At 70.2% G+C, this 21,222-nt stretch carries 22 protein-coding genes; 11 read left to right on the top strand and 11 right to left on the bottom strand.

Features of this window, described 5'->3' with window-relative positions; translation table 11 throughout:
- Positions 1-156 precede the first annotated feature (156 nt).
- From VV01_RS02185 to VV01_RS02155, 7 genes are all read right to left on the bottom strand, one after another.
- Positions 157-1,338, bottom strand: coding sequence for an acetoin utilization protein AcuC (locus VV01_RS02185; RefSeq protein ID WP_050668457.1), 1,182 nt, complete (start codon positions 1,336-1,338; stop codon positions 157-159).
- A gap of 35 nt (positions 1,339-1,373) precedes the next feature.
- Positions 1,374-1,949 (bottom strand): GNAT family N-acetyltransferase, encoded by a 576-nt coding sequence (locus VV01_RS02180; RefSeq protein ID WP_050668456.1) that lies wholly within the window; start codon positions 1,947-1,949, stop codon positions 1,374-1,376.
- Positions 1,950-2,030: 81 nt separating this feature from the next.
- Positions 2,031-2,873 (bottom strand): pyrroline-5-carboxylate reductase, encoded by an 843-nt coding sequence (gene proC / locus VV01_RS02175; protein ID WP_050668455.1) that lies wholly within the window; start codon positions 2,871-2,873, stop codon positions 2,031-2,033.
- 3 nt (positions 2,874-2,876) lie between these two features.
- Positions 2,877-3,830: a proline dehydrogenase family protein gene (locus VV01_RS02170; RefSeq protein ID WP_197274974.1), complete on the bottom strand. Its 954-nt coding sequence runs from the start codon at positions 3,828-3,830 to the stop codon at positions 2,877-2,879.
- A gap of 249 nt (positions 3,831-4,079) precedes the next feature.
- Complete coding sequence (locus tag VV01_RS02165) at positions 4,080-4,919, bottom strand: transglutaminase family protein (RefSeq protein WP_050668454.1); 840 nt, start codon at positions 4,917-4,919, stop codon at positions 4,080-4,082.
- Positions 4,920-4,921: 2 nt separating this feature from the next.
- A complete protein-coding gene (locus tag VV01_RS02160; RefSeq protein ID WP_050668453.1) occupies positions 4,922-5,848 on the bottom strand; it encodes an alpha-E domain-containing protein in 927 nt (308 codons plus the stop codon).
- Positions 5,842-7,437, bottom strand: a complete 1,596-nt coding sequence (locus VV01_RS02155; RefSeq protein WP_157509042.1) for a circularly permuted type 2 ATP-grasp protein — start codon at positions 7,435-7,437, stop codon at positions 5,842-5,844. The genes VV01_RS02160 and VV01_RS02155 overlap by 7 nt, the downstream gene beginning before the upstream one ends.
- Before the next feature lie 222 nt (positions 7,438-7,659).
- Here VV01_RS02155 and VV01_RS02150 point away from each other — a divergent pair, with 222 nt between their 5' ends.
- From VV01_RS02150 to VV01_RS23750, 4 genes are all read left to right on the top strand, one after another.
- Positions 7,660-8,283: a hypothetical protein gene (locus VV01_RS02150; RefSeq protein WP_050668452.1), complete on the top strand. Its 624-nt coding sequence runs from the start codon at positions 7,660-7,662 to the stop codon at positions 8,281-8,283.
- 78 nt (positions 8,284-8,361) lie between these two features.
- Entirely contained in the window at positions 8,362-8,742 is a 381-nt protein-coding gene (locus VV01_RS02145) for an ArsR/SmtB family transcription factor (protein ID WP_050668451.1), read from the top strand.
- Entirely contained in the window at positions 8,739-9,245 is a 507-nt protein-coding gene (locus tag VV01_RS23755; protein ID WP_050668450.1) for an SRPBCC family protein, read from the top strand. Before VV01_RS02145 ends, VV01_RS23755 begins: the two co-directional genes overlap by 4 nt.
- Entirely contained in the window at positions 9,242-9,826 is a 585-nt protein-coding gene (locus VV01_RS23750) for a TIGR03086 family metal-binding protein (protein ID WP_050668449.1), read from the top strand. Before VV01_RS23755 ends, VV01_RS23750 begins: the two co-directional genes overlap by 4 nt.
- Before the next feature lie 53 nt (positions 9,827-9,879).
- Here VV01_RS23750 and VV01_RS02130 read toward each other — a convergent pair whose 3' ends face one another.
- Both VV01_RS02130 and VV01_RS02125 read right to left on the bottom strand, forming a co-directional pair.
- Positions 9,880-10,674 (bottom strand): sugar phosphate isomerase/epimerase family protein, encoded by a 795-nt coding sequence (locus VV01_RS02130; RefSeq protein ID WP_197275138.1) that lies wholly within the window; start codon positions 10,672-10,674, stop codon positions 9,880-9,882.
- A 53-nt stretch (positions 10,675-10,727) separates the two neighbouring features.
- On the bottom strand, positions 10,728-11,654 hold the full coding sequence (locus VV01_RS02125; protein WP_050668448.1) for a Ppx/GppA phosphatase family protein: 927 nt from the start codon (positions 11,652-11,654) through the stop codon (positions 10,728-10,730).
- Between the two features lie 96 nt (positions 11,655-11,750).
- On the opposite strand from VV01_RS02125, the gene VV01_RS02120 reads away from it, so the two are divergent.
- Both VV01_RS02120 and VV01_RS02115 read left to right on the top strand, forming a co-directional pair.
- Complete coding sequence (locus VV01_RS02120; protein WP_050668447.1) at positions 11,751-12,545, top strand: hypothetical protein; 795 nt, start codon at positions 11,751-11,753, stop codon at positions 12,543-12,545.
- Complete coding sequence (locus tag VV01_RS02115) at positions 12,542-13,237, top strand: class I SAM-dependent methyltransferase (RefSeq protein ID WP_050668446.1); 696 nt, start codon at positions 12,542-12,544, stop codon at positions 13,235-13,237. The genes VV01_RS02120 and VV01_RS02115 overlap by 4 nt, the downstream gene beginning before the upstream one ends.
- A gap of 5 nt (positions 13,238-13,242) precedes the next feature.
- Here VV01_RS02115 and VV01_RS02110 read toward each other — a convergent pair whose 3' ends face one another.
- The gene (locus VV01_RS02110) at positions 13,243-13,641 is read right to left on the bottom strand and encodes a L,D-transpeptidase (protein WP_050668445.1); all 399 of its coding nucleotides are present in this window, start codon (positions 13,639-13,641) and stop codon (positions 13,243-13,245) included.
- A 244-nt stretch (positions 13,642-13,885) separates the two neighbouring features.
- Entirely contained in the window at positions 13,886-16,309 is a 2,424-nt protein-coding gene (locus tag VV01_RS02105) for an NB-ARC domain-containing protein (RefSeq protein WP_071606262.1), read from the bottom strand.
- 227 nt (positions 16,310-16,536) lie between these two features.
- Between VV01_RS02105 and VV01_RS23745 the strand changes: the two genes are divergently transcribed.
- The 5 genes from VV01_RS23745 (at position 16,537) to VV01_RS02075 (ending at position 21,191) form a co-directional block, all read left to right on the top strand.
- On the top strand, positions 16,537-16,743 hold the full coding sequence (locus VV01_RS23745; RefSeq protein WP_197274973.1) for a hypothetical protein: 207 nt from the start codon (positions 16,537-16,539) through the stop codon (positions 16,741-16,743).
- On the top strand, positions 16,743-17,318 hold the full coding sequence (locus VV01_RS02090; RefSeq protein ID WP_050668441.1) for a peptidoglycan recognition protein family protein: 576 nt from the start codon (positions 16,743-16,745) through the stop codon (positions 17,316-17,318). The genes VV01_RS23745 and VV01_RS02090 overlap by 1 nt, the downstream gene beginning before the upstream one ends.
- A gap of 43 nt (positions 17,319-17,361) precedes the next feature.
- Entirely contained in the window at positions 17,362-17,946 is a 585-nt protein-coding gene (locus VV01_RS02085; protein WP_157508713.1) for a phage tail tip lysozyme, read from the top strand.
- Positions 17,947-18,099: 153 nt separating this feature from the next.
- Entirely contained in the window at positions 18,100-18,576 is a 477-nt protein-coding gene (locus tag VV01_RS02080; RefSeq protein WP_157508712.1) for a hypothetical protein, read from the top strand.
- 77 nt (positions 18,577-18,653) lie between these two features.
- Complete coding sequence (locus VV01_RS02075; protein WP_050668438.1) at positions 18,654-21,191, top strand: helix-turn-helix domain-containing protein; 2,538 nt, start codon at positions 18,654-18,656, stop codon at positions 21,189-21,191.
- Positions 21,192-21,222: the final 31 nt, after the last annotated feature.

The following is a 21,222-nucleotide window of genomic DNA, read 5'->3' as shown; positions in this document are numbered from 1 at the left end:
TGTGCGCCGCCGACGTGACCTCTGGGACATGCGGGACCAGAGAGCACGGGTGCAGCGCCTGAGGTAAGCACGATAGAGCGAAAGAAGGGCGTAGCGAAACCCTTGACCTCGAGGTCGTCCACCCGACACGCCGTGTCGAGCAGAAAAGTCGGCGGTCTAGTCGAGCCAGACGTCGAGACCGTGAGCCGGGAAGACGGCTTCACGCGTGGCCATCACCGCGCGGTCGACAGCGCTCTCGGGGTCGTAGCCGGTCTCCCACGAGCGGAACCAGACGAGCCCGTCCTGGGAGACGCCGTCACCCATGCGGGGCGGCCCGGGACGACCGGCCAGCCGCGTGACGTGGTCACGCCATGCCTGCGGAACCGGTGTCTCGAGATCGATCGGGCGATGCGCCGCGACCGCCATCAGATGGGTCCAGGCGCGCGGCACGACGTCGATGACCTCGTAGCCGCCACCGCCGAGCGCGACCCATCGACCGTCGGTGACGTCGTGCGCGAGCCGGTGCAGCGTGGTGTAGGCGGTGCGCATCGCGTCGACCGACAGCGCCATGTGGGCCAGCGGGTCGGAGAAGTGCCCGTCGCAGCCCTGCTGGGTCACGAGCACCTCGGGGTCGAAGGCCCGGACGAGCGCCGGCACCACGGCGTGCAGCGCGCGCAACCAGGCTGCGTCACCGGTGCCGGCCGGGAGGGCGACGTTGACGGCACTGCCCTCGGCTCCCTCACCACCGCACTCGCCGGGAAAACCCGTGCCAGGGAACAGAACTCGGCCGCTCTCGTGCAGTGAGATCGTGAGCACGCGCGGGTCGTCGTAGAACACCCGCTCGACACCGTCACCGTGGTGGACGTCGATGTCGACGTAGACCACGCGCTCGGCTCCGTGGTCGAGCAACCACTGGATGCCGAGCGCGGCGTCGTTGTAGACGCAGAAGCCGGAGGCGTTGCCGGGCATCGCATGGTGCAGCCCGCCGCCGAAGTTGACGGCGTGGTCGACCTCGCGCTCCCACACCGCCCGGCAGGCCTCCACCGAGGCGGCGGCGATCAGCGCCGACACGTCGTGCATGCCCGCGAACGCGGGGTCGTCCTCCGTGCCGAGGCCGTACGCCGGGTCGGCGGTCGACGGGTCGGCCGACGAACGGCGTACGGCCTGGATGTAGTCGACGTCGTGGACGCGCTCCAGGAAGGCGTCACCCTCAGGCGGCAACGACGGGGCGACCACCTCGACGCCAGGAGCATCGAGGACGCCCAGCTCGTCTGCGAGCCGGGCGGTGAGGTCGAGGCGCACGGGGTTCATCGGGTGCTCGCGCCCGAAGTCGTACGCCGTGAGCCTCGGGTCCCACATCACGCGGGTGCGCGTGGGACCCGTCGTACGGGCGGTCAGGACGGGTCCGAGTTCGGTACGGCGCCCGGGTCGGAACCGAGGGGGAAGACCATCGCCATCTCGAGGTTGTCGTCGTCCTCGTCGTCGGAGGCGTCCTGGGGGCGCATCGGGCGGCGCGAGTCGGTGGGCCGGAAACCGAAGCTGCTGGCGAAGGCGACCGCGCGGCCGTTGTCGGTGCCGACCCAGTAGACGACGTGGTCACGGTCCTCGGAGCGCGCCTGCTCGACTCCGGCCTGGACGAGCTTCCAGGCGACGCCCTGGCCACGCAGCTCGGGGCTCACCCAGAGCCCGAACAGCTCAGCGGCGACCTCGTCGGTGTCACCGTCCTCGTCGAGGTCCTCGGTGTCGACGACGTCGCCGACCGAGACGACGCCGACCGGAAGACCCTCGCTCTCCGCCACCAGCCGACGCGAACGGGACATCCGCTCGCGCCAGAACGTCTCGTCGAGCTGCTGCTCCTGATCGACCTTGGCCGCGAACGCGTCAGGGGACTCCTTCAGCGCCGCCAGCCGGATGTCGCGGTAGACCTGCCAGTCCTCATCCCCGAGGGCACGCACCGTGATCGCTGTCATGGGATCCACTCTCGCACGCGGGCCCAGCGCCACGGGGCGCAGGTTCACCCATTACTCAGCCACCCCACAGGTTGAACCGTGTCAGCGCTGCCCCGACGCCAGCTCGGCCGAACGCCGCGCGGCCGCCTCCATCGCCGACAGGAAGGCTGCGCGGACCTTGTGGTCCTCCAGCTCACGCAGAGCCGAGACCGTGGTGCCGCCCGGGCTGGACACGCGCTCACGCAGGACGGTCGGGTGCTCGCCGGTCTCCTTCAGCATGGTCGCGGCGCCGTACAGCGTCTGGACCGTCAGCTCGGTCGCCGTGGCACGAGGCAGCCCGAGCAGCACGCCGGCCTCGATCATCGCCTCGACGACGTAGAAGATGTACGCCGGTCCGCTGCCGCTGATCGCCGTGACGGCGTCCTGGTGCTCCTCACCGACGGACAGCACCTTGCCGCAGGACCGCATCAGGTCCTGCGCGACCCACAGGTGGTGGGCGTCGCAGTGGGAGCCCGGGCTGACCGCGGCCATGCCCTCGTCGACCAGAGCGGGCGTGTTGGGCATGACGCGCGCGACCGGCGTGCCCTCGGGCAGCCGCTCCTCCAGGAACGCCGTGGTGATGCCGGCCGCGATCGACACGACCAGCGTGCCGGGTGCGAGGTGGTCGCGCACGACGGCGAGCACCTTGTCCATGTCCTGCGGCTTGACGGCGAGGACCACCGTGTCGACACTCGCGGCCGCGTCGGCCGCGGAGGCGACCGGCACGGCGTACTGCTCCTTGACGGCGGCGAGGCGCTCGGGGCTGCGGTCGCTGACGACGAGGCTGCCCGCGTCGCGGCCCGCGCGCAGCAGACCGGACACCAGCGTCTCGCCCATCACGCCGGCTCCGATGATCGCCACCTTGCCGGTCTGCACCTCGTGCGAGCGCTCGGCGGTCTCAGCCATGGGTCATCCCTTCGTCGCGACGGCTCTGAGGAAGAACATCGTGTTGGCGGGGCGCTCGGCCATCCGCCGCATGAGATAGCCGTACCACTGGTCGCCGTACGGGACGTAGACCCGCACCTGCTGCCCGTCGGCCGCCAGCCGCTCCTGCTCGTGCGGGCGGATGCCGTAGAGCATCTGGAACTCGAACGTCGACGGCGCCCGCAGCTCCTTGGCCGCGAGCGCGGTGCCGATCTCGATCAGGTGCGGGTCGTGCGTCGCGAGCATCGGGTAGCCGTCGCCCTCGAGCAGCACCTTGGCGCACCGGACGTACGACGACGCCACCTCGACCGAGTCCTGGAACGCCACCGACTCGGGCTCCTTGTAGGCGCCCTTGCACAACCGCACGCGGCTGCCGGCGGTGGCGAGGTCGCGGCAGTCGGCCTCGGTCCGACGCAGGTAGGCCTGCAGCACCGCGCCGACCCACGGGAAGTCCTGGCGCAGCTCGCGCAGGGTCTCGAGCGTGGCGTCGGTGGTGGTGTGGTCCTCCATGTCGAGCGTCACCGTGGTGCCGGCGTTGCGGGCGGCCTGACAGATCTCGCGCGCGTGGTCGAGCGCGATCTTGTCGCCGTCGCCGGGCAGCGCTTGACCGATCGCGCTGAGCTTGACGCTGACCTCGGCCGCGCCGTCGAGCGAGAGCCGCTGGTCGGCGAGAGCGGCCAACAGCTCGAGGTAGGCGTCGGTGGTGGCTCGCGCCTGCGCGACGTCGAGCGTGTCCTCACCGAGGAAGTCGATCGTCGCCAGCCGGTCGGACTCGCGCAGCTCTGTCGTGGCCCGTACGGCATCCGCCGTGGTCTCGCCGGCGACGAACCGGCGTACGACGTCACGGCTGACCGGCGCCTTCTCGATGACGGCCCGGACCTGGCTGCTTCGGCTCAGGCCGAGGAGTCCTTGTCGCAGCACGGCGGACGGGTCGAACATCGAGGCTCCTGCGGGGTCGGGGAGGGCGTACGGTCGGCGGCCTGTGGGCTCGGCCACAGGCTAGACCGGCGCCCGGGCGCGCCTCGGACCGGCCGCTCCCCCGCTCGCGGTACGTCACACCGTCGTCCACGGACCGAGCGACGGGATCCGGTCGGCTGACGAGACCCCCGTCGGATGTCGGGGGTCTCGTCAGCGCTCCGGGTCCGGTCGGCGACAGGCAGGGTCCTCGTGGCGTCGGCGTACGCCGCGTCAGGCCAGGCGGGTGATCTCGACCTGGGTGAACATCGTCGAGCCGGGTGAACCGGTGAAGATGCCGGACAGGGGTACGACGTCCTTGTAGTCACGCCCGACGCCGACCTCGACGTAGGTGTCGTCCGGGGGCAGGCCACGCGTCGGGTCGAGGGGCACCCAGGCGCCGTCCCACCACTGCACCCACGCGTGCGTCTCACCGACGTGGGTGCTGCCGATCTCGGCGTCGGCGACCGGGAGCATGTAGCCGGACACGTAGCGCGCCGGGATGCCGTACGAGCGCAGCGCCCCGATCGTCAGGTGCGCCATGTCCTGGCAGACACCGGCCCGGCCAACCCACGCTTCGGCGGCGCGGCTCTGCACTGTCGTACGACCTTGCAGATATTCGACCTCCTGGCGCAGACGGTCGACGACCTGGGCGACGAAATCGCCTGGTGCTGCTGCAGGCCGGCGGATCTCGGACAGCACCTTGTCGAAGTCGGGACCGGGCGCCACACGCGGGGTCACACCGAGCACCTCCAGCCAGGTGTCCCTGACGTCGGAGTCGGCCATCTCGTCCCACGACAGGTGCAGGCTCTCGGCAGGGCGACGGTCGACGGTGACCGTGCTGGTGGCGTCGACGAGCAGCTCGGGGTGGCGCTCGTGCACCTCGAACGACGTGACGAGCGTGCCCCAGTAGTCGGTCCACGACATCGTCCACGGGTTGGGGCTGACGTCGACCTTGGTGTGCTGCACGGTCTGGTCGGGGTTGGACTGAGGCTGCATGCGCGCCTCGTTGTACGACGCCGTCGCGCCGCCCTTGTAGGTGTAGCCCGTCTGGTGGTGCAGACGCAGGGTCATGGTCACTGGGTGCCTCCCAACCACTCGGGCGCCACAGCACCCTCGAAGTACCTCTTGGACACGGCGTCGGTGGCGTCGACGCACACGCGCTGCAGCCGCTCCATCTGCCGCGGCAGGTCGGACATCAGGTCCGACAACGAGCTCGCGTCGAGCGAGGCCTGCGCCTGTCCGATGATGCGGGCCGCGTCGCCGCCGAAGCCGATACGCCGCTGCCGGGGGTCGAGCACCTCCAGGCACGCGGCGGCCTGGGTGAGCCCGAAGACGACCGAGCGCGGGAACAGCCGGTCCAGCAGCAGGAACTCGGCGGCCGCGCGCGGCGACTCGATCGCCCGATAGGTGCGAGTGAACGCGTGGTGGGCGCCGCACGAGCGCAGTGTGGTCTGCCACGAGGCAGCACTGCCCGAGCTGTACGTCGTCGACAGCACCAGCCGGGCCGTCATGTCGACGCGCTCGATCGAACGGCCCAGCACGAGGAACTGCCAGCCGGTGTCGTGGCTGAGCGTGCCGTCGGCCAGCGAGGCGATCATGCTCGAACGCTCGCGCACCATGCGGAACGCGTCGGCCGGCCGCATGCGCGTCAGCCGGCCCGAGCCGATCTGGTTGTAGGTCGTGTTGATGGCCTCCCACATCTCGGTGGAGACGACCTCACGCGAACGCCGGGCGCTCTCACGCGCGGACTCGATCGCCCACACGACCGATGCGGTCGACTGACGGTCGTGGAGCAGCAGCCGCAGCACCGCCTGCTGGTCGTAGTCGCCGTCGTAGGTGACACCCATCGCCGCCAGCAGCGCACGACAGGTGGCCTCGCGGTCGATGGTGGGGTCCTCGGTGAGCACCTGCAGCTGGACGTCGAGGATGCGTGAGGTGCACTCGGCCCGCTCGATGTAGCGACCGATCCAGAACAGGGCTTCAGCGATGCGGCTCAGCATGCCGAGTCTCCTTCGCTGCCAACGGAATTGGCCGTCGTACGAGGTCTCCCGGGTGGCGCCGAACGGCCACTGGACCGTTGTTGCTGCTCCTGCTGCGACTGGGCAGGCTCGGCGGCACCGGGCTCCTGCTGTACGGGCGCGGCGGGCTTGATCGTCGGGTGGAACGGACCCTCGGTCGCCTGCTCGGGCTCGATGTCGGGCATGAGTCCGTCGGCCGCGAGCACCCAGGTGTCCTTGGACCCACCACCCTGGCTGGAGTTGACGATGAGCTCGCCCTCGGGCAGCGCGACGCGGGTGAGGCCGCCCGGCAGCACCGACACCTTGTCGCCGTCGTGCACCGCGAACGGTCGCAGGTCGACGTGGCGCGGCGCCATCGTGCCGTTGATGTGGGTCGGCACGGTCGACAGCTGGACGACCGGCTGCGCGATCCAGCCGCGCGGGTCGGCGAGCAGCCGGGTGCGCAGCTGGTCGATCTCGTCCTTGGTCGCCCGCGGGCCGATCACGATGCCCTTGCCACCTGCACCGTCGACGGGCTTGAGCACCAGCTCGTCGAGACGGTCGAGGACCTCCTCGCGGTGGACCGGGTCCTCCATCCGCCAGGTGTCGATGTTGCGCAGCACGGGCTCCTGCGCGAGGTAGTAGCGGATCAGGTCGGGCAGGTAGGTGTAGACGAGCTTGTCGTCGGCGACGCCGTTGCCGACCGCGTTGGCGATCGTCACGTTGCCGACGCGGGCGGCGTTGAGCAGTCCCGGGACGCCGAGCACCGAGTCGCGGCGGAAGTGCACCGGGTCCAGGAAGTCGTCGTCGACCCGGCGGTAGATCACGTGCACCGGGTGCAGGCCGTGCGTCGTACGGACGTAGACGTGACCCGCCTGAGCGACCAGGTCGCCGCCCTCGACGAGGCGGACGCCCATGAGCCGGGCGAGCAGGGCGTGCTCGAAGTAGGCCGGGTTGTAGACGCCGGGGGTGAGCACGACGACCGTCGGGTCGGCGATGCCGGTCGGAGCACACGCACGCAAGGCCGCGAGCAGCCGGTTGGGATAGTGCGCGACCGGGCGGATGCGGTGGTTGGTGAACACCTCGGGCAGGGCTGCCGACAGCGCGCGCCGGTTGGTCATGACGTAGGAGACACCGCTCGGGATGCGCACGTTGTCCTCGAGCACCCGGAACTCGCCCTGGTCGTCGCGCACCAGGTCGATGCCGGCGACGTGCACGCGCACCCCACCCGGCGGCCGGATGCCCATCGCGGGCCGCAGGAAGTGCGGCGAGCTGGTGACGACGCGACGCGGGATGACGCCGTCACGGAAGACCTGACCCTCGCCGTAGATGTCGGCGAGGAAGGCCTCGAGCGCCCGAACCCGTTGGGAGACACCGGTTTCGACGGTCTGCCAGGACTGCGAGTCGATGAGCCGCGGCACGATGTCGAGCGGGAACGGTCGCTCCTCACCACCGATGTCGAACGTCACGCCCTGGTCGAGGTAGGAGCTGGAGAGGTAGTCCGATCGGGCACGCAGCTCTTCGGGCGAGAGCCGATCGACCTGGGTACGCACCGTCGTGTAGCTCGGTCTGACCTCGTGGCCGTCGAACATCTCGTCGTACGTCGCAGGGCGCGGCTCGTAGGCGTCGAAGTGTCCGGTCACCCAAGGCAACCTAGTGGTCGTGCGTTTCCGGGACGTTGCGCCACGGCGGTGAGGTGTACGACGGTGGCCCCGGTCACGATGATCCGGCGCGTTCGCAGTCGTATCGGGCGCCGATACGGCTAGCGTCGGCCGGGTGACCTCCACCGTCGGCGCCGATTGCCGGACGCCGTGATGCGCACGCGACGCACACGGCGCGAGCCGCTGGACCTGGTCGACCTCGACCCCCGCACGCGCGCCCTGCTCGAGGCGATGATCGACGAGGGCGAGGGCACCGTCGTACGCGCCGGCGAGCCGGTCGGGACGCTGACGTTCAAGCCGCACGTGGTGTCCGGGACGGTCATCCCGCTGGATCGGCATCGTGACGCCGCCGAGCGGGCCGAGCGGTCCGACGTCACCGTGGTCGTCACGACCATGCAGCTGTCCGACGAGGCACGCGCCCGGCTGAGCGCGTCATTCGGGCCGGACTACCTCGTCGTCGACTACGGCTCAGCGCCAGAGACGGCCGACATCGTGCTCACCAACCCGGTGAGCCCGCAGCTGATCGGCCTGCTGGCGGGCCAGTTCCCGGACGCCCAGGTGATCGTCACCGAGATCCTCGACGCCGAGCTCGGCATCGACGTCAACGGGCCGGTCGGACGGCTGATCGACGCCGGCGCCCGCGCCTACCTGCCGCCGCGCCCGGTCGAGCAGGTCGCCGAGAACGTCCACGGCTACCTGCAGTCCGAGGGCCGCGGCGAGCTCGGCCCGGGCTCCGGCCCCGCGCCGCACCAGATCCACGGCGGACGCACCGACTGAAAGTTTCTTCAACCAAACGGTTGAATAAGGCGCGCGATGCGTCGTACGGTCTTCGTGTTCAACCAAACAGTTGAGGAGATGGCCGTGGAAGACCAGCTGTCCAGGGTGTTCGCCGCCCTGGCCGACCCGACGAGGCGCGACATGGTCGCCCGCCTCGCCACCCAGGACCGCACCGTCGGCGAGCTCGCTGAGCCGTACGACGTCTCGGTCCAGGCGGTCTCCAAGCACCTGAAGGTGCTCGAGGGCGCCGGCCTGGTCAGCCGCAGCAAGGACGCCCAACGGCGGCCCTGTCACCTCGAGGCGGAGGTGTTCGACCTCATGACGAAGTGGATCGACCGCTACCAGAAGGAGGCCGAGGAGCGCTTCACGCGTCTCGACGACCTGCTGGAGCGCATGGACGACGACGGATCCGTACGGCCGGCGACCCCGGCCACCGACGAGCGAGGAGCAGCATCATGAGCAACGCAACGACGACCGGCCGTGAAGCACAGATCGTGGCCGACCCCGATATCCCGGTCATCACGATCACCCGCGAGTTCGACCACCCGCCCGCCAAGGTCTACCGCGCGTGGGCCGAGCCCGAGCTGGTCAAGCAGTGGATGGGCCCGCGGTCGGTCGACATGGACATCGAGCGCTGGGACTGCTCGACCGGCGGCGGCTACCGCTACACCGCCACCCGCGACGGCGAGGAGCTCGCCCACTTCTACGGCTGCTTCCACCAGGCGGTGCCCGGTGAGCGGCTGGTCCAGACGTTCGGCTTCGAGGAGATGCCCGAGGCGGTCTCCCTGGAGATCATGGAGTTCGAGCCGCTCGATGACGGCACGCGCTGCCGCATCGTGTCCAGGTCGATCATGGAGTCGATGGAGGCCCAGGCCGGGATGATGGCCAGCGGTATGGAGGTCGGCGTCCAGGAGGGCTACGACAAGCTCGACGAGCTGCTCGCCGCCGAGGGTGCTGCATGACCCGCTCCCCCGCCGAGGAGCACCGCCGTGTCGCGGGCGCGTTCACCGAGCGCGTCCGCGGCACGACGGCGTGGGACGTGCCCGCTCCGCCCGCCGGCTGGACCGCCCGCGACGTCGTACGCCACCTGGTCGAGTGGTTCCCGCCCTTCCTGTACGACGGCGCCGGGGTCTCCCTGCCGTCCGGTCCGCCCGTCGACGACGACCCGGTGGGGGCCTGGGAGACGCTCGCGGCCGGCGTACAGGCCGTGCTCGACGACCCGGCCACACCGCGAAAAGTGTTGAGCAACAAGCACATCGGTGAGGTGCCGCTCGACCGCGCGATCGACCAGTTCTACACCGGCGACGTGTTCATGCACACCTGGGACCTCGCTGTCGCCACCGGCCAGGACACCACGCTCGACCCCGACAAGTGCGCTGAGATGTACGCCGGGATGCAGGACTACGACGAGGTGCTGCGGTCCAGCGGTCAGTACGGCCCGCGCGTCGAGGTGGCCGATGACGTCGATGTGCAGACGAAGCTGATCGCGTTCATCGGACGCGATCCCGCCTGGCGCCCGCCCACCGCACCGCCGACCGAGTAGGGCGAGCTCCCCGCCGGCCGAGTAGGGCGGAGCGCTAGCGGTGCGCGGCTCGGCTACTCGGCCGGTGCGGGCGCTGCGAAGTGCAGGCGCGCGAACGCCAGTGCCTCCGCGAGGTCGGCCTCACGCTGGTCGTCGTCGAGCCGGCGCGTGCCGATCTCGACCACGATGTCACCCGAGAAGCCTTGTGCGGCAAGGGTTTCGAGGAGCTCGGCACACGGCTGTCCGCCACGCCCCGGCACGAGGTGCTCGTCCTTGTAGGACCCCATGCCGTCGGCGAGGTGGATGTGCGCGAGACGGTCACCCAGCTGCGCCGCCATCGCCATCGCGTCCGAACCCGCCGTGGCGGTGTGCGACAGGTCGAGCGTGACGTGCTCGTAGTCGGACTCGGTGGGGTCCCAGTGCGGCAGGTAGGCCTGCATCTCGCGAGCCCTGGCCCGCCACGGGAACATGTTCTCGACGGCGAGGCGAACGTCGGTGCGCTCACTGCGCTCGCGGACCCCGTCGACGAACTCGGCGGCGTAGTCGCGCTGCCACCGGAACGGCGGGTGCAGCACGACCGTGTCGGCACCGACCTCCTCGGCGAGCTCGATCGACTTGTCGATCTTGACCCAAGGGTCAGTGCCCCAGACGCGTTGGGTGAGCAGCAGCGTCGGCGCGTGGATGGAGCAGACGGGCACGCCGTAGTGGTCGGCCAGGCTGCGCAGCGCACCGGCCTCCTGGCTGATCGTCTCGGTCCAGACCATGACCTCGACCGCGTCGTAGCCGAGGCGGGCGGCGATGTCGAACGCCGCCGTCGCACCCCGGGGGTAGACCGACGCCGTCGACAGCGCGATCCGGGCGTCCGGCACGTACGCCGCGCCGCCGCCCGTTGTCGCCTGCTCGTGGAGGGCCACCGGGACGATCACGCCTCCAACCAGTCCAGCCTGCGCAGGATGACGCCCTCACGCAGCGCCCACGGGCACACGTCGAGACGCTCCACGCCGAGGATGTCCATGGCGCCCTCGATGACCAGTGCACCCGCGAGCAGCTGTGGCGCACGGCTCGCCGACACACCCGGCAGGTCGGCGCGCTCGTCAGCAGTCATCTGCGCCAGCTGTGGCACCAGCTCGCTGAGGGCGGCCCGCTCGAGCGAGCGCGCGACGTACGGCCCCTGGTCGCTCGGGGCCGCACCGGTGACCCGCGCCAGCGACCGGATCGTCTTGCTCGTGCCGACGACGCGGTCGGGCGAGCCGAGCCGGGTGATCTCACGCACGACCCGGCCGATGTCGGAGCGGACGCGCTTGCGCAGCGCCCGGATGTCGTCGGGTGCGGGCGGGTCGCCGTGCAGCTCACGCGTCAGGCGCCCGGCGCCCAGGGGCAGGCTCAGCGCCGCGTCGGGCTCCTCGTCCAGACCCGCCGCGAGCTCCAGGGAGCCGCCACCGATGTCGAGGCACAGCAGACGCCCGCTCGACCAGCCGAACCACCGGCGTACGGCCAGGAACGTCAGCCGCGCCTCGTCGGGGCCGGACAGGACCTGCAGATCGGCACCGGTCTCGTCGCGGACCTGCTGCAGGACGGCCTCACCGTTGGGGGCCTCGCGGATGGCGCTGGTGGCGAACGCGAGGAGGTCCTCGATGCCCTGGTCCTCAGCCACCGTCAGGCACTCACCGACGAACGTCGACAGCCGTTTGATGCCCGCCTCGGAGATCTCACCCTCGTCCGTGGTGTGCTCGGAGAGCCGGAGGTCGATCTTGTGGGACGACGCCGGCAGCGGCTGTGCACCGCGATGGGCGTCGACCACGAGCAGGTGGACCGTGTTGGAGCCCACGTCGATCACCCCGAGCCGCATAGGCGCCAGGCTACCGACGCGTTCGTACGCCGTCTCCGGGGCGTCCGAACAGCGGCGGTCGGCCCGGGGTGCGCAGGCGCCGCCTAGAGTCGCCCTGTGCCTGAGACACCGCTGGAGACCGCCCGCACGTGGGTCGAGTTCGACAACCCCGCCGACCCGGCCGAGCGCTTCCGCTGCGACCTCACTTGGCTGACGTCGTCGTGGACCTGCATCTTCGGCAACGGCTGCCAGGGCATCTACGAGACCGCCCCCGACACCGGCTGCTGCACCCTCGGCGCGCACTTCTCCGACAAGGACGACATCAAGAACGTCAAGAAGGTCGTCGCCGAGCTCGGCCCCGACGAGTGGCAGTACTACGACGAGGGCCACTCCAAGAAGGGCTGGCGCGAGAAGGAGGACGGCGAGACCAAGACGCGCGTCGTCGACGGCGCCTGCATCTTCCACAACCGGCCGGGCTTCCCTGCCGGCGCCGGCTGCGCGCTGCACCAGCACGCGATGCTCGTCGGCGAGGAGCCGCACACCATGAAGCCCGACGTGTGCTGGCAGCTGCCGATCCGGCGTACGTTCCGCACCGTCGAGATGCCCGACGACACGTCCTACCTGGAGATCTCCATCGGCGAGTACGACCGGCGCGGCTGGGGCCCCGGCGGCCACGACCTCGACTGGTACTGCTCCGGCAACCCCGAGGCGCACGTCGGCAAGGACCCGGTCTACATCTCCAACGCCGGCGAGCTGCGCCACCTGATGGGCGACGAGGGGTACGACGAGCTGGTCGCCCGCTGCGAGGCGCACCTCTCCCTCGTGAAGGCTGCGCGCAAGGGCCCGGGCGGGCGCACGCTGCTGCCTCTGCTCGTCCACCCGGCGACGTTGGCGGCCGAGCAGCGCCGATGAGCACCGAGCACCAGGCGATCCCGTCGCCCAACATCTGGGGCGACCCCGACACGTACGAGATCGAGAACCACGCCGTCGACCCCGACGGTGCGATCTGGGCGGCGATGCGCGCGATCCGCGACTGGCGGGGCAAGCGCGTGCTCGACATCGGCTGCGGCGCGGGTTTCCATCTGCCGCTGCTCGCCTCGACCGCGGCGTCCGTGGTCGGCGTCGAGCCGCACGTGCCGCTGTACGACCTTGCGCGCCAACGTGTTTCGGGTCTCGACAACGTCGAGGTGAAGCACGGCCTCGCCCAGCACCTGCCCGTCGAGGACCACACCGTCGACATCGTGCACAATCGCTGGGCCTACTTCTTCGGACCGGGCTGCGAGCCCGGCCTGCGTGAGCTCGCCCGCGTCATGGCGCCCGGCGGGGTGGCGTTCCTCATCGACAACGACGCGACGCGGTCGACGTTCGGGCGGTGGTTCCGCGACGCCTGGCCGGACGTCGATGCCGTTGCGGTGCAACGGTTCTGGGACCGCCAGGGCTTCACGACCAAGCCGGTGATGATGCGCTGGGAGTTCGAGTCGCGTGCCGACCTGGAGCGGGTCGTACGCATCGAGTTCACGCCCGAGCAGTCCGACCGCATCCTCGCCGAGCACGACGGCCTGCGGGTCGACTACGCCGTCGCCGTGCGCTGGCGCCGCTACTGAGCGCGTCAGTCCGTGACCTTGAGCTGGAACGGAAGCCGCCCACCCTCACCCACATCCGGGAAGTGGTAGTGAATCGTCCGGTACAACGTGTCGATGTTCGTCGGGGTGAGCTTGATGCATCCGTTGGAGTAGTAGCGGCTGGAGCTCCACGGTGAGCTGGTGTGGATGAACAGCTCGGTGCGTGTCACCCCGTTGCCACAAGACTTGTCACTCAGCCAGAACGCCTTTCCGCGAACCGTCGTCCCGGGATAGTTCGCGTACATCCTCACGTCGTACCGCCCGTTCGGAAGCCAGCCGTGGTTCTTGTAGCACGGATCCTTGCTGCCGTCGCCGGAGCCGGCCCGGTACCTCAGCGTCTTCACGACGTCGCCGTCCTTGAGGATGGTCAGCCTCAGCTCGGACATGGTCGGGTCGCTGGGGTTCTTGTCGAAGACGAACCAGGCACTCTTGCCCGAGGCGGGCGGGGGTCGAGGCGGGGCCCGCCAACGTCGTGCCGGTCATGAGTACGACGGCTACAGCGGGGATGGTGCGCGAAAGCGTGCTGACCATGGCTGAACTCCTTCGGGAGAACGGGTGATAGCGACCAGCCTTCCCACCGTCGGCCAGGGGGACCACGCACAAACACCCGCACAATCATGGCGCGCCCGTTCAGGGGGTCGCCACCTCGTCAGCTCCCGCGTTCGGTCGGATGCTGCGGATCAAAGCCGCTCGCTCGAGCTCACCGCGCGTCTCGGCCAGCCGCGCAGCGACCACTCGCTCCTGCGCCGCTTCCTGATGCCGTCCGAGTCCGTCGAGCGCGGCCGCGATTCGTAGGCGCAGACCCACCTCCTCGCGCCTGGGGCCACGATCATCCACGAGCGCGAGCCCATCGTTGAGGATGCGTAGTGCGCCACTCGGATCCCCGTTCATCACGTGCCAACCACCGAGCTCGGCAAGAGCCTCGCTCTCGAGCGCCGCGTCGCCGACGTCTCGGCTCGCGGCGACAGCGCGTTCGAGGTGCTGGCGCGCCTGCACCATGTCGAGCTCGCGCAGCATCGCGCCGAGGTTGATATGAGCCATCGCGGCTCCGCGGGTGACGCCCACCTTCGTGTAGAGCTCGAGGGCGCGGCGCTGGGCGTGGACACCACCGACAACGTCGCCTCTCTGCTGGAGCAGAAGCCCGTGGTCACGCCAGGCCGACGCGGTCATACGGTCATCGGCCTGGGCCTCGCACAGCGCAATACTCCGACGGCTCACCGATGCAGCGGAGGACAACCGGCCCAGCCGTCGAAGTGCCAACGCGACAGTGGTACAGGCAGCTGCTTCGGCTCCTGGTTGTCCACTGTCGCGCGCAAGCGAGAGCGACTGGTACGCCCAGTGCAGCGCCCCCTCGTGCTGTCCACGGCCCGACAAGCCGAGCGCCAGGTCCTGCATCAGCCAGGCGCGTTCGACCACGGCGTCCTCGGGCGCACCTCGCAGGGCTGACTCCACCGCTTCCGGCCAGCCGAAGGTGTCAACTCTTGTGACGAAGTAGGTGACCATTCCGAGGACGAGTCGGGCGACTTCGAGACCGCGGTCACTCATCAGGTCAATGAGTGAGTGAATCTGTTCGCTGTCCCTCACGATCAGGTCGAGACTCTCGACCGGGTCGTCCAACGGTGACGCGACGACAATGTCCGCGGTGTCGATACCTGCCGGCGCGGACCGCGTCAGGACTCGGCTGACCCAGGCTGCGCCGACGTACATCCCGAGCAACCGGTCCAGTGCGGCCGACTGCTCTTGCGCCGACCACACAGCTCGTGCCTGCTCACGCGCCATGGCCTGGACGAGGTCGTGGACGCGGAACTGCCACTCGCCGACAGGTTCCAGGAGACTCACCTCGACGAGCCTGTGGAGGATGCGCTCCGCATTGCGCTCGGCGACATCGAGCAGGGCCGCGGCGGCATGAACCGACACGACGTTGTGCGGAAGGAGACCAAGAAGCCGAAGCGCGCGCGCTGCCGCTCGGTCGTTGGTGTCACCGCCGTCCAGCTGACCAACCGAACCAGCGAGTGTCTCGTTGACCGAGATCCCCGTGCTGCTCAGCTCATCGAGACGATGCTGCTCAACATGAAGTCGCCCTGCGATGTGCGACAGCGGCCACCCACCCAACGTACGGATCCGTGAACCGACGACGCGCAGAGCGAGCGGGAGCCCGGCACAGGCCGCAACGATCGCCTGCACTGCAGCCTTGTCGTCATCGGCCCGCGGGCCCACGGTCGCGCTGAACAAGGATCGCGCGGCGTCCTCGTCCAGGACGCCGACGTGGTGCGACTCGATGTCACCGGGACCCGACAGCACCTGGCGAGAGGTGAGAAGCACGGCCGCTTCCTCAGACCCCGGCAGCAAGGGTCCGATCTGGGAGCTGTCGGCTGCATTGTCGAGCACGAGGAGCACACGACGACGCGAGATGAGTGACCGGTAGTACGCCGCGGCCTCCGCCACGTCCGCGACCCCCTCGTCCACACGCCCGCCCAACGAGCCGATCACAAAGGTCAGAGCAGCCACTGCGCTGACGGGGCCCCCACTGCTGTGGCCCTTGAGGTCGATGAAGATCTGACCGTCCGGGAAGTCGGGCGCGAGGTCGTGCGCGATGCGCATCGCGAGCGCCGATTTCCCGACTCCACCCATCCCGACCAGGCAGTGGATCGCCGGCGTCCCTGGTGTGCCGCGTCGCAGGCTGCTGACGACCGCCGATCGAAGATCGTCGCGTCCGATGAGGACACCTGGCGCGGCCGGGAGCTGCCGTGGTGGCGCTGCACCGGCAGCACCGTCGGCCCCCGCGACATGCGCGTCCTGCTCAGACGCACGTCGTGCCCCAGAGGTCGGTGTACGGGCGCGCTGCGCTGCCGAACGGAACTCGCGCTCGGCGTCCGGGTCGAGCTCGAGTCCGCTGACGAGCAGGTTGACGGTGTCTGCACGTGGCTGCGTACGCACACCACGCTCGAGCATGCTGATCCCCTCGACACTGAGACCACAGCGATGCGCCAGAGCCTCCTGCGTCAGCCGTAGCCGACGCCGGCGTCCCCTCAGCAACGATCCGAAATCGCTCATCGGCCCCTCCTCCATCGCCGTTCGGCACAGGCTCACCGGACCGCCGTGGTGGACGAACCAGCACGTACGCACGCACAACGATCGTCCGTGAAGTTTGACCGTTTTGTGCGTGGTTGTGGGCGCAGCGCGCTGGCGAGGATGACCGCATCATGTGGCCGCCGGCTCGCTCGGGTCCTCCCCGCAACGTCGGACGGGCACGGCAGTCCGCCTCCCCGAAAGGACCCGCCATGAAAGACCGAACAACGATGCCTTCGTACGACCGCCATCTCGGGCGGCGTACGGTTCTGCGCGCCGTCGCCGCGACGCCGCTCGTCGCCCTCGCCTCATCCGGACTCGCGCACGCCAGCACGGCATCCCCCCCTGGAACCGTGGCACGGGCTGCCGACCGTGAGGCGCCGTCATGCCTGGCCGACCTCGTGCACGGTGGTGCGTGATGGGTCGCATCTACGTCGCCGACGCACTACGCAAGCAAGGGATCGCGGTCCACGCCGAGGACGGGTGGATGACGCGCGGGAGCAGCACCGGCTTCGCACCCCGCGGAGTCGCGCTGCATCACACCGCTGTCCGGTCCAGCGATGCCGATCCCTATCCCGCGCTCGAGGTCTGCCGCAACGGCCGCCCCGACCTCAACGGTCCGCTCTGCCATCTGCTCGTCGGCCGCCGGGGCGGCATCCACATGATCGCGACCGGCCGAGCCAACCATGCCGGGCCGATCCGAGCGAGCGGCCCGATGCCCGACGGAGACGGCAACAGCCTCTACGTCGGCATCGAGATCGACTACCACCCCGACTACCAGGAGGTGGGCCTGGAACAACGCCGGTCTGCGCTGATCGCTGCCGCGGTGATCCTGCACTCACTGGGCCAGCGCAGTGCGAGCTATGTGCGCGGGCACCTGGAGATCTGCGACCCGCCCGGACGCAAGATCGACCCCTCAAACTTCCGCACCTCGATGGACGGCGCGAGACGCAGTATCCAGGACGCGATGAACGCCCGCGGCTGGGGCTACTGAGACCGCATCACCCCGACACACCCACCACACACCGGAGGACACCATGCGCATTGCCACACCAGCACGTCTGACAGCCACAGCAGCTGCTGCTGCCCTCATGGCGAGCATCGCCCCCGCAGCACACGCCGCCGGAGACGACACGTCGGCGAGGTACAGCTCCACATCGTCTGTCTACGGATGCACGGTCACCACGGACTGGACCAACGCCAAGACCGCGTTCAACTTCTTCGTCGGCAAGGGACTGACCAAGAAGCAGGCTGCCGGCGTCGTCGGCAACTTCATCGCTGAGTCGGGTATCGACCCGAAGCAGTACCAGTGCGGAGGCGGCCCCGGCCGCGGCATCGCGCAGTGGGAGCGTGGGAGCCGCTGGGACACCGACTACCGCGACAACATGGTCTGGTACGCCCAGGCCGCGAGCCAGCCGTCTGCGTGGAACCTCACCCCGCAGCTGAACTTCACGTGGTTCGAGCTGAAGACGTACTCCTACTACGGCCTGAGCTCGCTGAAGTCGACCACGACGGTCAAGGACGCCACAGTGTCGTTCATGCGCAACTTCGAACGACCCGGCGTCGAGGCCATCGACAAGCGGTACGACGCGGCGCGCGAGGTGTACTTCCGATTCGCGTGACCTCGTCTCGCGTGGCCGGGTGCAGCACCCGCGCACCCGGCCGCGCGAGCCGCTCACCCGTGCATCGCCCGGACAACGCGCGCTGTCCGTGGCAGCGTAGGGGCCGCGCCGAGACGCTTCTCATGTCATCGAGCTACGACCTGAGGAGCACTCATGCGTAAGGGAATTCGCAACACCATGATCGTCGGCGCGCTCGGCGCCGCAGCCTTCACCGGCGGCACGGCCTTCGCCGAAGGCGGCAGCAACAAGGCCTCCAGCCAGGACAACCCGCTCGTGCAGCGCGGCTGCGTCATCCGCTTCGACACCCAGAGCCGCACCGGCACGACCGTGCCCCGCATCCACTCCAACTCCAAGCACTACTGCGTCGGCGTGACGGCCGAGCCGACGGTCGACGACCAGGGCCGCCTCGTCGTACGCACCGACGGCGGCGACCAGCCGGTCGTGAGCATCGCGGTCAGTCCCGACGAGACGCTCACCGCCAAGGGCATCACCTGCGGTGGCAGCGGCGGCACCGGCAAGACCGTGATCGCGTGCTACGACCGCAACGGCAAGCCCGTCCGCGCCGACTCGCCGACCATCCACGGCAAGTACGCCAACCTGTGGCTGACCTGGACCACCTGGGAGAAGTGACGTCACCTGGAACGGGGTTTGCTGCTGCGAACGTCTAGGGCCTGGACGTACACGACCGACCAGGCAGGAGCAGGGACATGGCCGACGACTTCGGAGGTCAGCTGAAGCGGGCACGCCGCGCCGCGCGGCTCACGCAGGAGGAGCTCGCGGGCAGATCGGGGCTCAGCGTCGAGGGCATCAGCCTCCTCGAACGCGGTCTGCGGCGGCACCCGCGGCGGGCGACGGTCGATCTGCTGATCGCGGCCCTCGCCCTCGACGAGGCGGCGGCCGACGCCCTGCGGGAGGCCGCTCTCGAACCGGACGACGAGCCCGGGGCCGACCAGGCCCCGGCCGTCGCCGGGCGGGCGTCGACCGATCTGCGCCCCGCCTCTTCCGAGAGCGCGGAGCCGAGCCGTACGCCGTCCCGCGCACCTCGCCCGCCACGTCAGCTGCCGCCCGCGCCGCGCCGGCTGTACGGCCGCGACGACGACCTCGTGCGCGTCCACGCCGCGGTCGCCGACGGTCGTCACCAGGCCGTCGCGGTCGTCGGCATGGGCGGCGTCGGCAAGACCGCGCTGACCCTGCGCGCCGCCGAGGACCTGGCACCGGCGTACGCCGACGGTCACGTCTACCTGGACCTGCGCGGGCACCGCAGCACCGAGACCGTCTCGACCCTGGACGCGCTGCGCTCGTTGCTCACCTCGCTCGGTGAGGACGCCGACAGCGTGCCGCGTGACGTCGACGGCGCGGCCGCGATGTGGAGGACGATGACCCGCGACGCACAGCTGCTCGTCGTGCTGGACAACGTCGCCGACGCCGAGCAGGTGCTGCCGCTGCTGCCGGGATCGAGCCGCTGCGCGGTCCTGATGACCAGTCGCAAGCACCTGATCACCTCAGGTGCCGACATCGCCCAGATCGCGCTCCCTCCGCTGTCCGACGACCATGCCCGCGCAATGGTGCGTGACCTGCTGCACGGCAGCGCCGCCGCCGACGCTCCCGCAGCCCTTGACGAGCTCGCCGACCGGTGCACCGGACTCCCCCTGGCCCTGCGCTTCGTCTCGTCCCAGCTGCTCGCGCGACCCCACTGGCCCGCGAGCTTCTTGACCGACCGCATCGATGCCTCGCACGACACGCTCGTCGACCTCGCGGTGGGCGACGTGACGCTGCGCAGCACGCTCGCGGCCTCCGTCCACGAGCTCACCGCGAGCACGGACGACGTCGACCTGCTGGCCGCGCACGTGCTCGACCTGCTGGGGCTGCTGCCCGGGACGACGTTCTCGACCACGATGGTCGAGCACCTGGCCGCGCGGCCCGTCGCGCAGGTACGCCGCGCCCTGGACCGCCTCGTCGACGTCAGCCTCCTGGACGCCGCATCGGTCCCCGACACCTATCGACTCCACGACCTGGTGCACGAGGTCGCCCGTGAGCGCGCCGCCGCGACCGTCAGCGCCGCCGACCAGGTCGCCGCGCGACGGCGGGTGCTGCGCCACTTCGTCGCGGTCGCCTGGCGCTCACGCGGGCTCGTACGACCCACACCGCAGGGGTACGACGACGCCGCGCTCACCGCGGCGCGGCCCGCCGGCTGGGACGCCACGACCTGCGTCGACGTGCTCGCCGCGCACGCTCCGCTGCTGCTACGGCTCGTCGACCAGGTCCGTGCGGACGACCCGACCAGCGCGGTCGACATCGCACGCCTGACGCTCGGGATGATCACCTACTACGTCACCCGCGTCGACACGGCCGGCTGGCCCGAGCAGGTGTCCCTCGCGATCGCGGGGCTGGGGCCCGACGCCTCCGCTGAACGAGCCTGGCTCGAGCAGGACCTCGCGCTCGCCCTCTCGGGACGCGGCGAGAACGCCGACGCACTCCGGCACGCACGCTCGGCCCTTGCGCAGGCGCTCCACCTGGACGACCCGGTGTGCGAGGGCTGGGCCCGGTCGGCGGCCGCACTCGCCCTGAAGCGGATCGGTCGGTGCTCGGAGGCCGCGCGCGAGGTCGAGCAGGTCCTCGACCTGGCCCGCGAGGCGGGCGATCTGCGGCTGCAGGCCTGCGCCTGGCGCGACCTCACCCTGATCCGCCGCGAGAGCGGTGCTCTCGACCAGGCGGCGTACTCCGGGAGGCAGGCGCTGGAGCTCTACACCCGGCTGGACACACCGCGTGGTGTGGTCATGGCTCAGATCAACCTGGGCGTCGTGCTGCGCGACCTCGCCGAGCTCTCCGAGTCCGGCCGACTGCTCGACTCCGCCGTCGCGGGCGCCCGTGCCATCGACGACCGGGCACTGGAGACCGAGGCGCTGGACGAGCTGGGCTACTGGTACGTCGTCTCCGGCGACGTGGGTGTCGGCATCGACGTCCTCGGCCGCGGCCTCGAGCTGGTCCAGGACGGTGGCGGCCTGCAGTGGGAGGGTCGGCTGCGGACCCGGATGGCGACCGCCCTCGACGCGATCGGACGGGCCGCGGAGGCGCAGGAGCACTGGGCGGCGGCCGCACGCGTACACCTGGCGCGCGGCGAGCACGCTCAGGCTATTGAGGCCGAGAAGCGTTGCGGTGCAAGGGTTTCGGTGACATCACACCTGACTGTCGTCCGACCCGTACGCCGGTCGCACGGGTGGACGTACGGGGTTCGTACGGGTTGATGTCCGTGGGATGACGAGTGCGCGCGCACGA

The organism is Luteipulveratus halotolerans, from assembly GCF_001247745.1.
Classification (GTDB): Bacteria; Actinomycetota; Actinomycetes; order Actinomycetales; family Dermatophilaceae; genus Luteipulveratus; species Luteipulveratus halotolerans.
The sequence above is the reverse complement of the archived record's forward strand: the minus strand, read 5'-3'. Positions and strand labels throughout refer to the sequence as shown.

Bases quoted from the DNA above. Each gene is read 5' to 3' on its own strand.
- VV01_RS02160 (WP_050668453.1), bottom strand. From the start codon at position 5,848: ATGCTGAGCCGCATCGCTGAAGCCCTGTTCTGGATCGGTCGCTACATC.
- VV01_RS02170 (WP_197274974.1), bottom strand. From the start codon at position 3,830: ATGTTCGACCCGTCCGCCGTGCTGCGACAAGGACTCCTCGGCCTGAGC.
- VV01_RS02075 (WP_050668438.1), top strand. From the start codon at position 18,654: ATGGCCGACGACTTCGGAGGTCAGCTGAAGCGGGCACGCCGCGCCGCG.
- VV01_RS02115 (WP_050668446.1), top strand. From the start codon at position 12,542: ATGAGCACCGAGCACCAGGCGATCCCGTCGCCCAACATCTGGGGCGAC.
- VV01_RS23750 (WP_050668449.1), top strand. From the start codon at position 9,242: ATGACCCGCTCCCCCGCCGAGGAGCACCGCCGTGTCGCGGGCGCGTTC.
- VV01_RS02105 (WP_071606262.1), bottom strand. From the start codon at position 16,309: ATGAGCGATTTCGGATCGTTGCTGAGGGGACGCCGGCGTCGGCTACGG.
- VV01_RS23755 (WP_050668450.1), top strand. From the start codon at position 8,739: ATGAGCAACGCAACGACGACCGGCCGTGAAGCACAGATCGTGGCCGAC.
- VV01_RS02185 (WP_050668457.1), bottom strand. From the start codon at position 1,338: ATGTGGGACCCGAGGCTCACGGCGTACGACTTCGGGCGCGAGCACCCG.
- proC (WP_050668455.1), bottom strand. From the start codon at position 2,873: ATGGCTGAGACCGCCGAGCGCTCGCACGAGGTGCAGACCGGCAAGGTG.
- VV01_RS02110 (WP_050668445.1), bottom strand. From the start codon at position 13,641: ATGTCCGAGCTGAGGCTGACCATCCTCAAGGACGGCGACGTCGTGAAG.
- VV01_RS02090 (WP_050668441.1), top strand. From the start codon at position 16,743: ATGGGTCGCATCTACGTCGCCGACGCACTACGCAAGCAAGGGATCGCG.
- VV01_RS02085 (WP_157508713.1), top strand. From the start codon at position 17,362: ATGCGCATTGCCACACCAGCACGTCTGACAGCCACAGCAGCTGCTGCT.
- VV01_RS23745 (WP_197274973.1), top strand. From the start codon at position 16,537: ATGAAAGACCGAACAACGATGCCTTCGTACGACCGCCATCTCGGGCGG.
- VV01_RS02165 (WP_050668454.1), bottom strand. From the start codon at position 4,919: ATGACCCTGCGTCTGCACCACCAGACGGGCTACACCTACAAGGGCGGC.
- VV01_RS02180 (WP_050668456.1), bottom strand. From the start codon at position 1,949: ATGACAGCGATCACGGTGCGTGCCCTCGGGGATGAGGACTGGCAGGTC.
- VV01_RS02150 (WP_050668452.1), top strand. From the start codon at position 7,660: ATGCGCACGCGACGCACACGGCGCGAGCCGCTGGACCTGGTCGACCTC.
- VV01_RS02145 (WP_050668451.1), top strand. From the start codon at position 8,362: ATGGCCGTGGAAGACCAGCTGTCCAGGGTGTTCGCCGCCCTGGCCGAC.
- VV01_RS02125 (WP_050668448.1), bottom strand. From the start codon at position 11,654: ATGCGGCTCGGGGTGATCGACGTGGGCTCCAACACGGTCCACCTGCTC.
- VV01_RS02155 (WP_157509042.1), bottom strand. From the start codon at position 7,437: ATGTTCGACGGCCACGAGGTCAGACCGAGCTACACGACGGTGCGTACC.
- VV01_RS02080 (WP_157508712.1), top strand. From the start codon at position 18,100: ATGCGTAAGGGAATTCGCAACACCATGATCGTCGGCGCGCTCGGCGCC.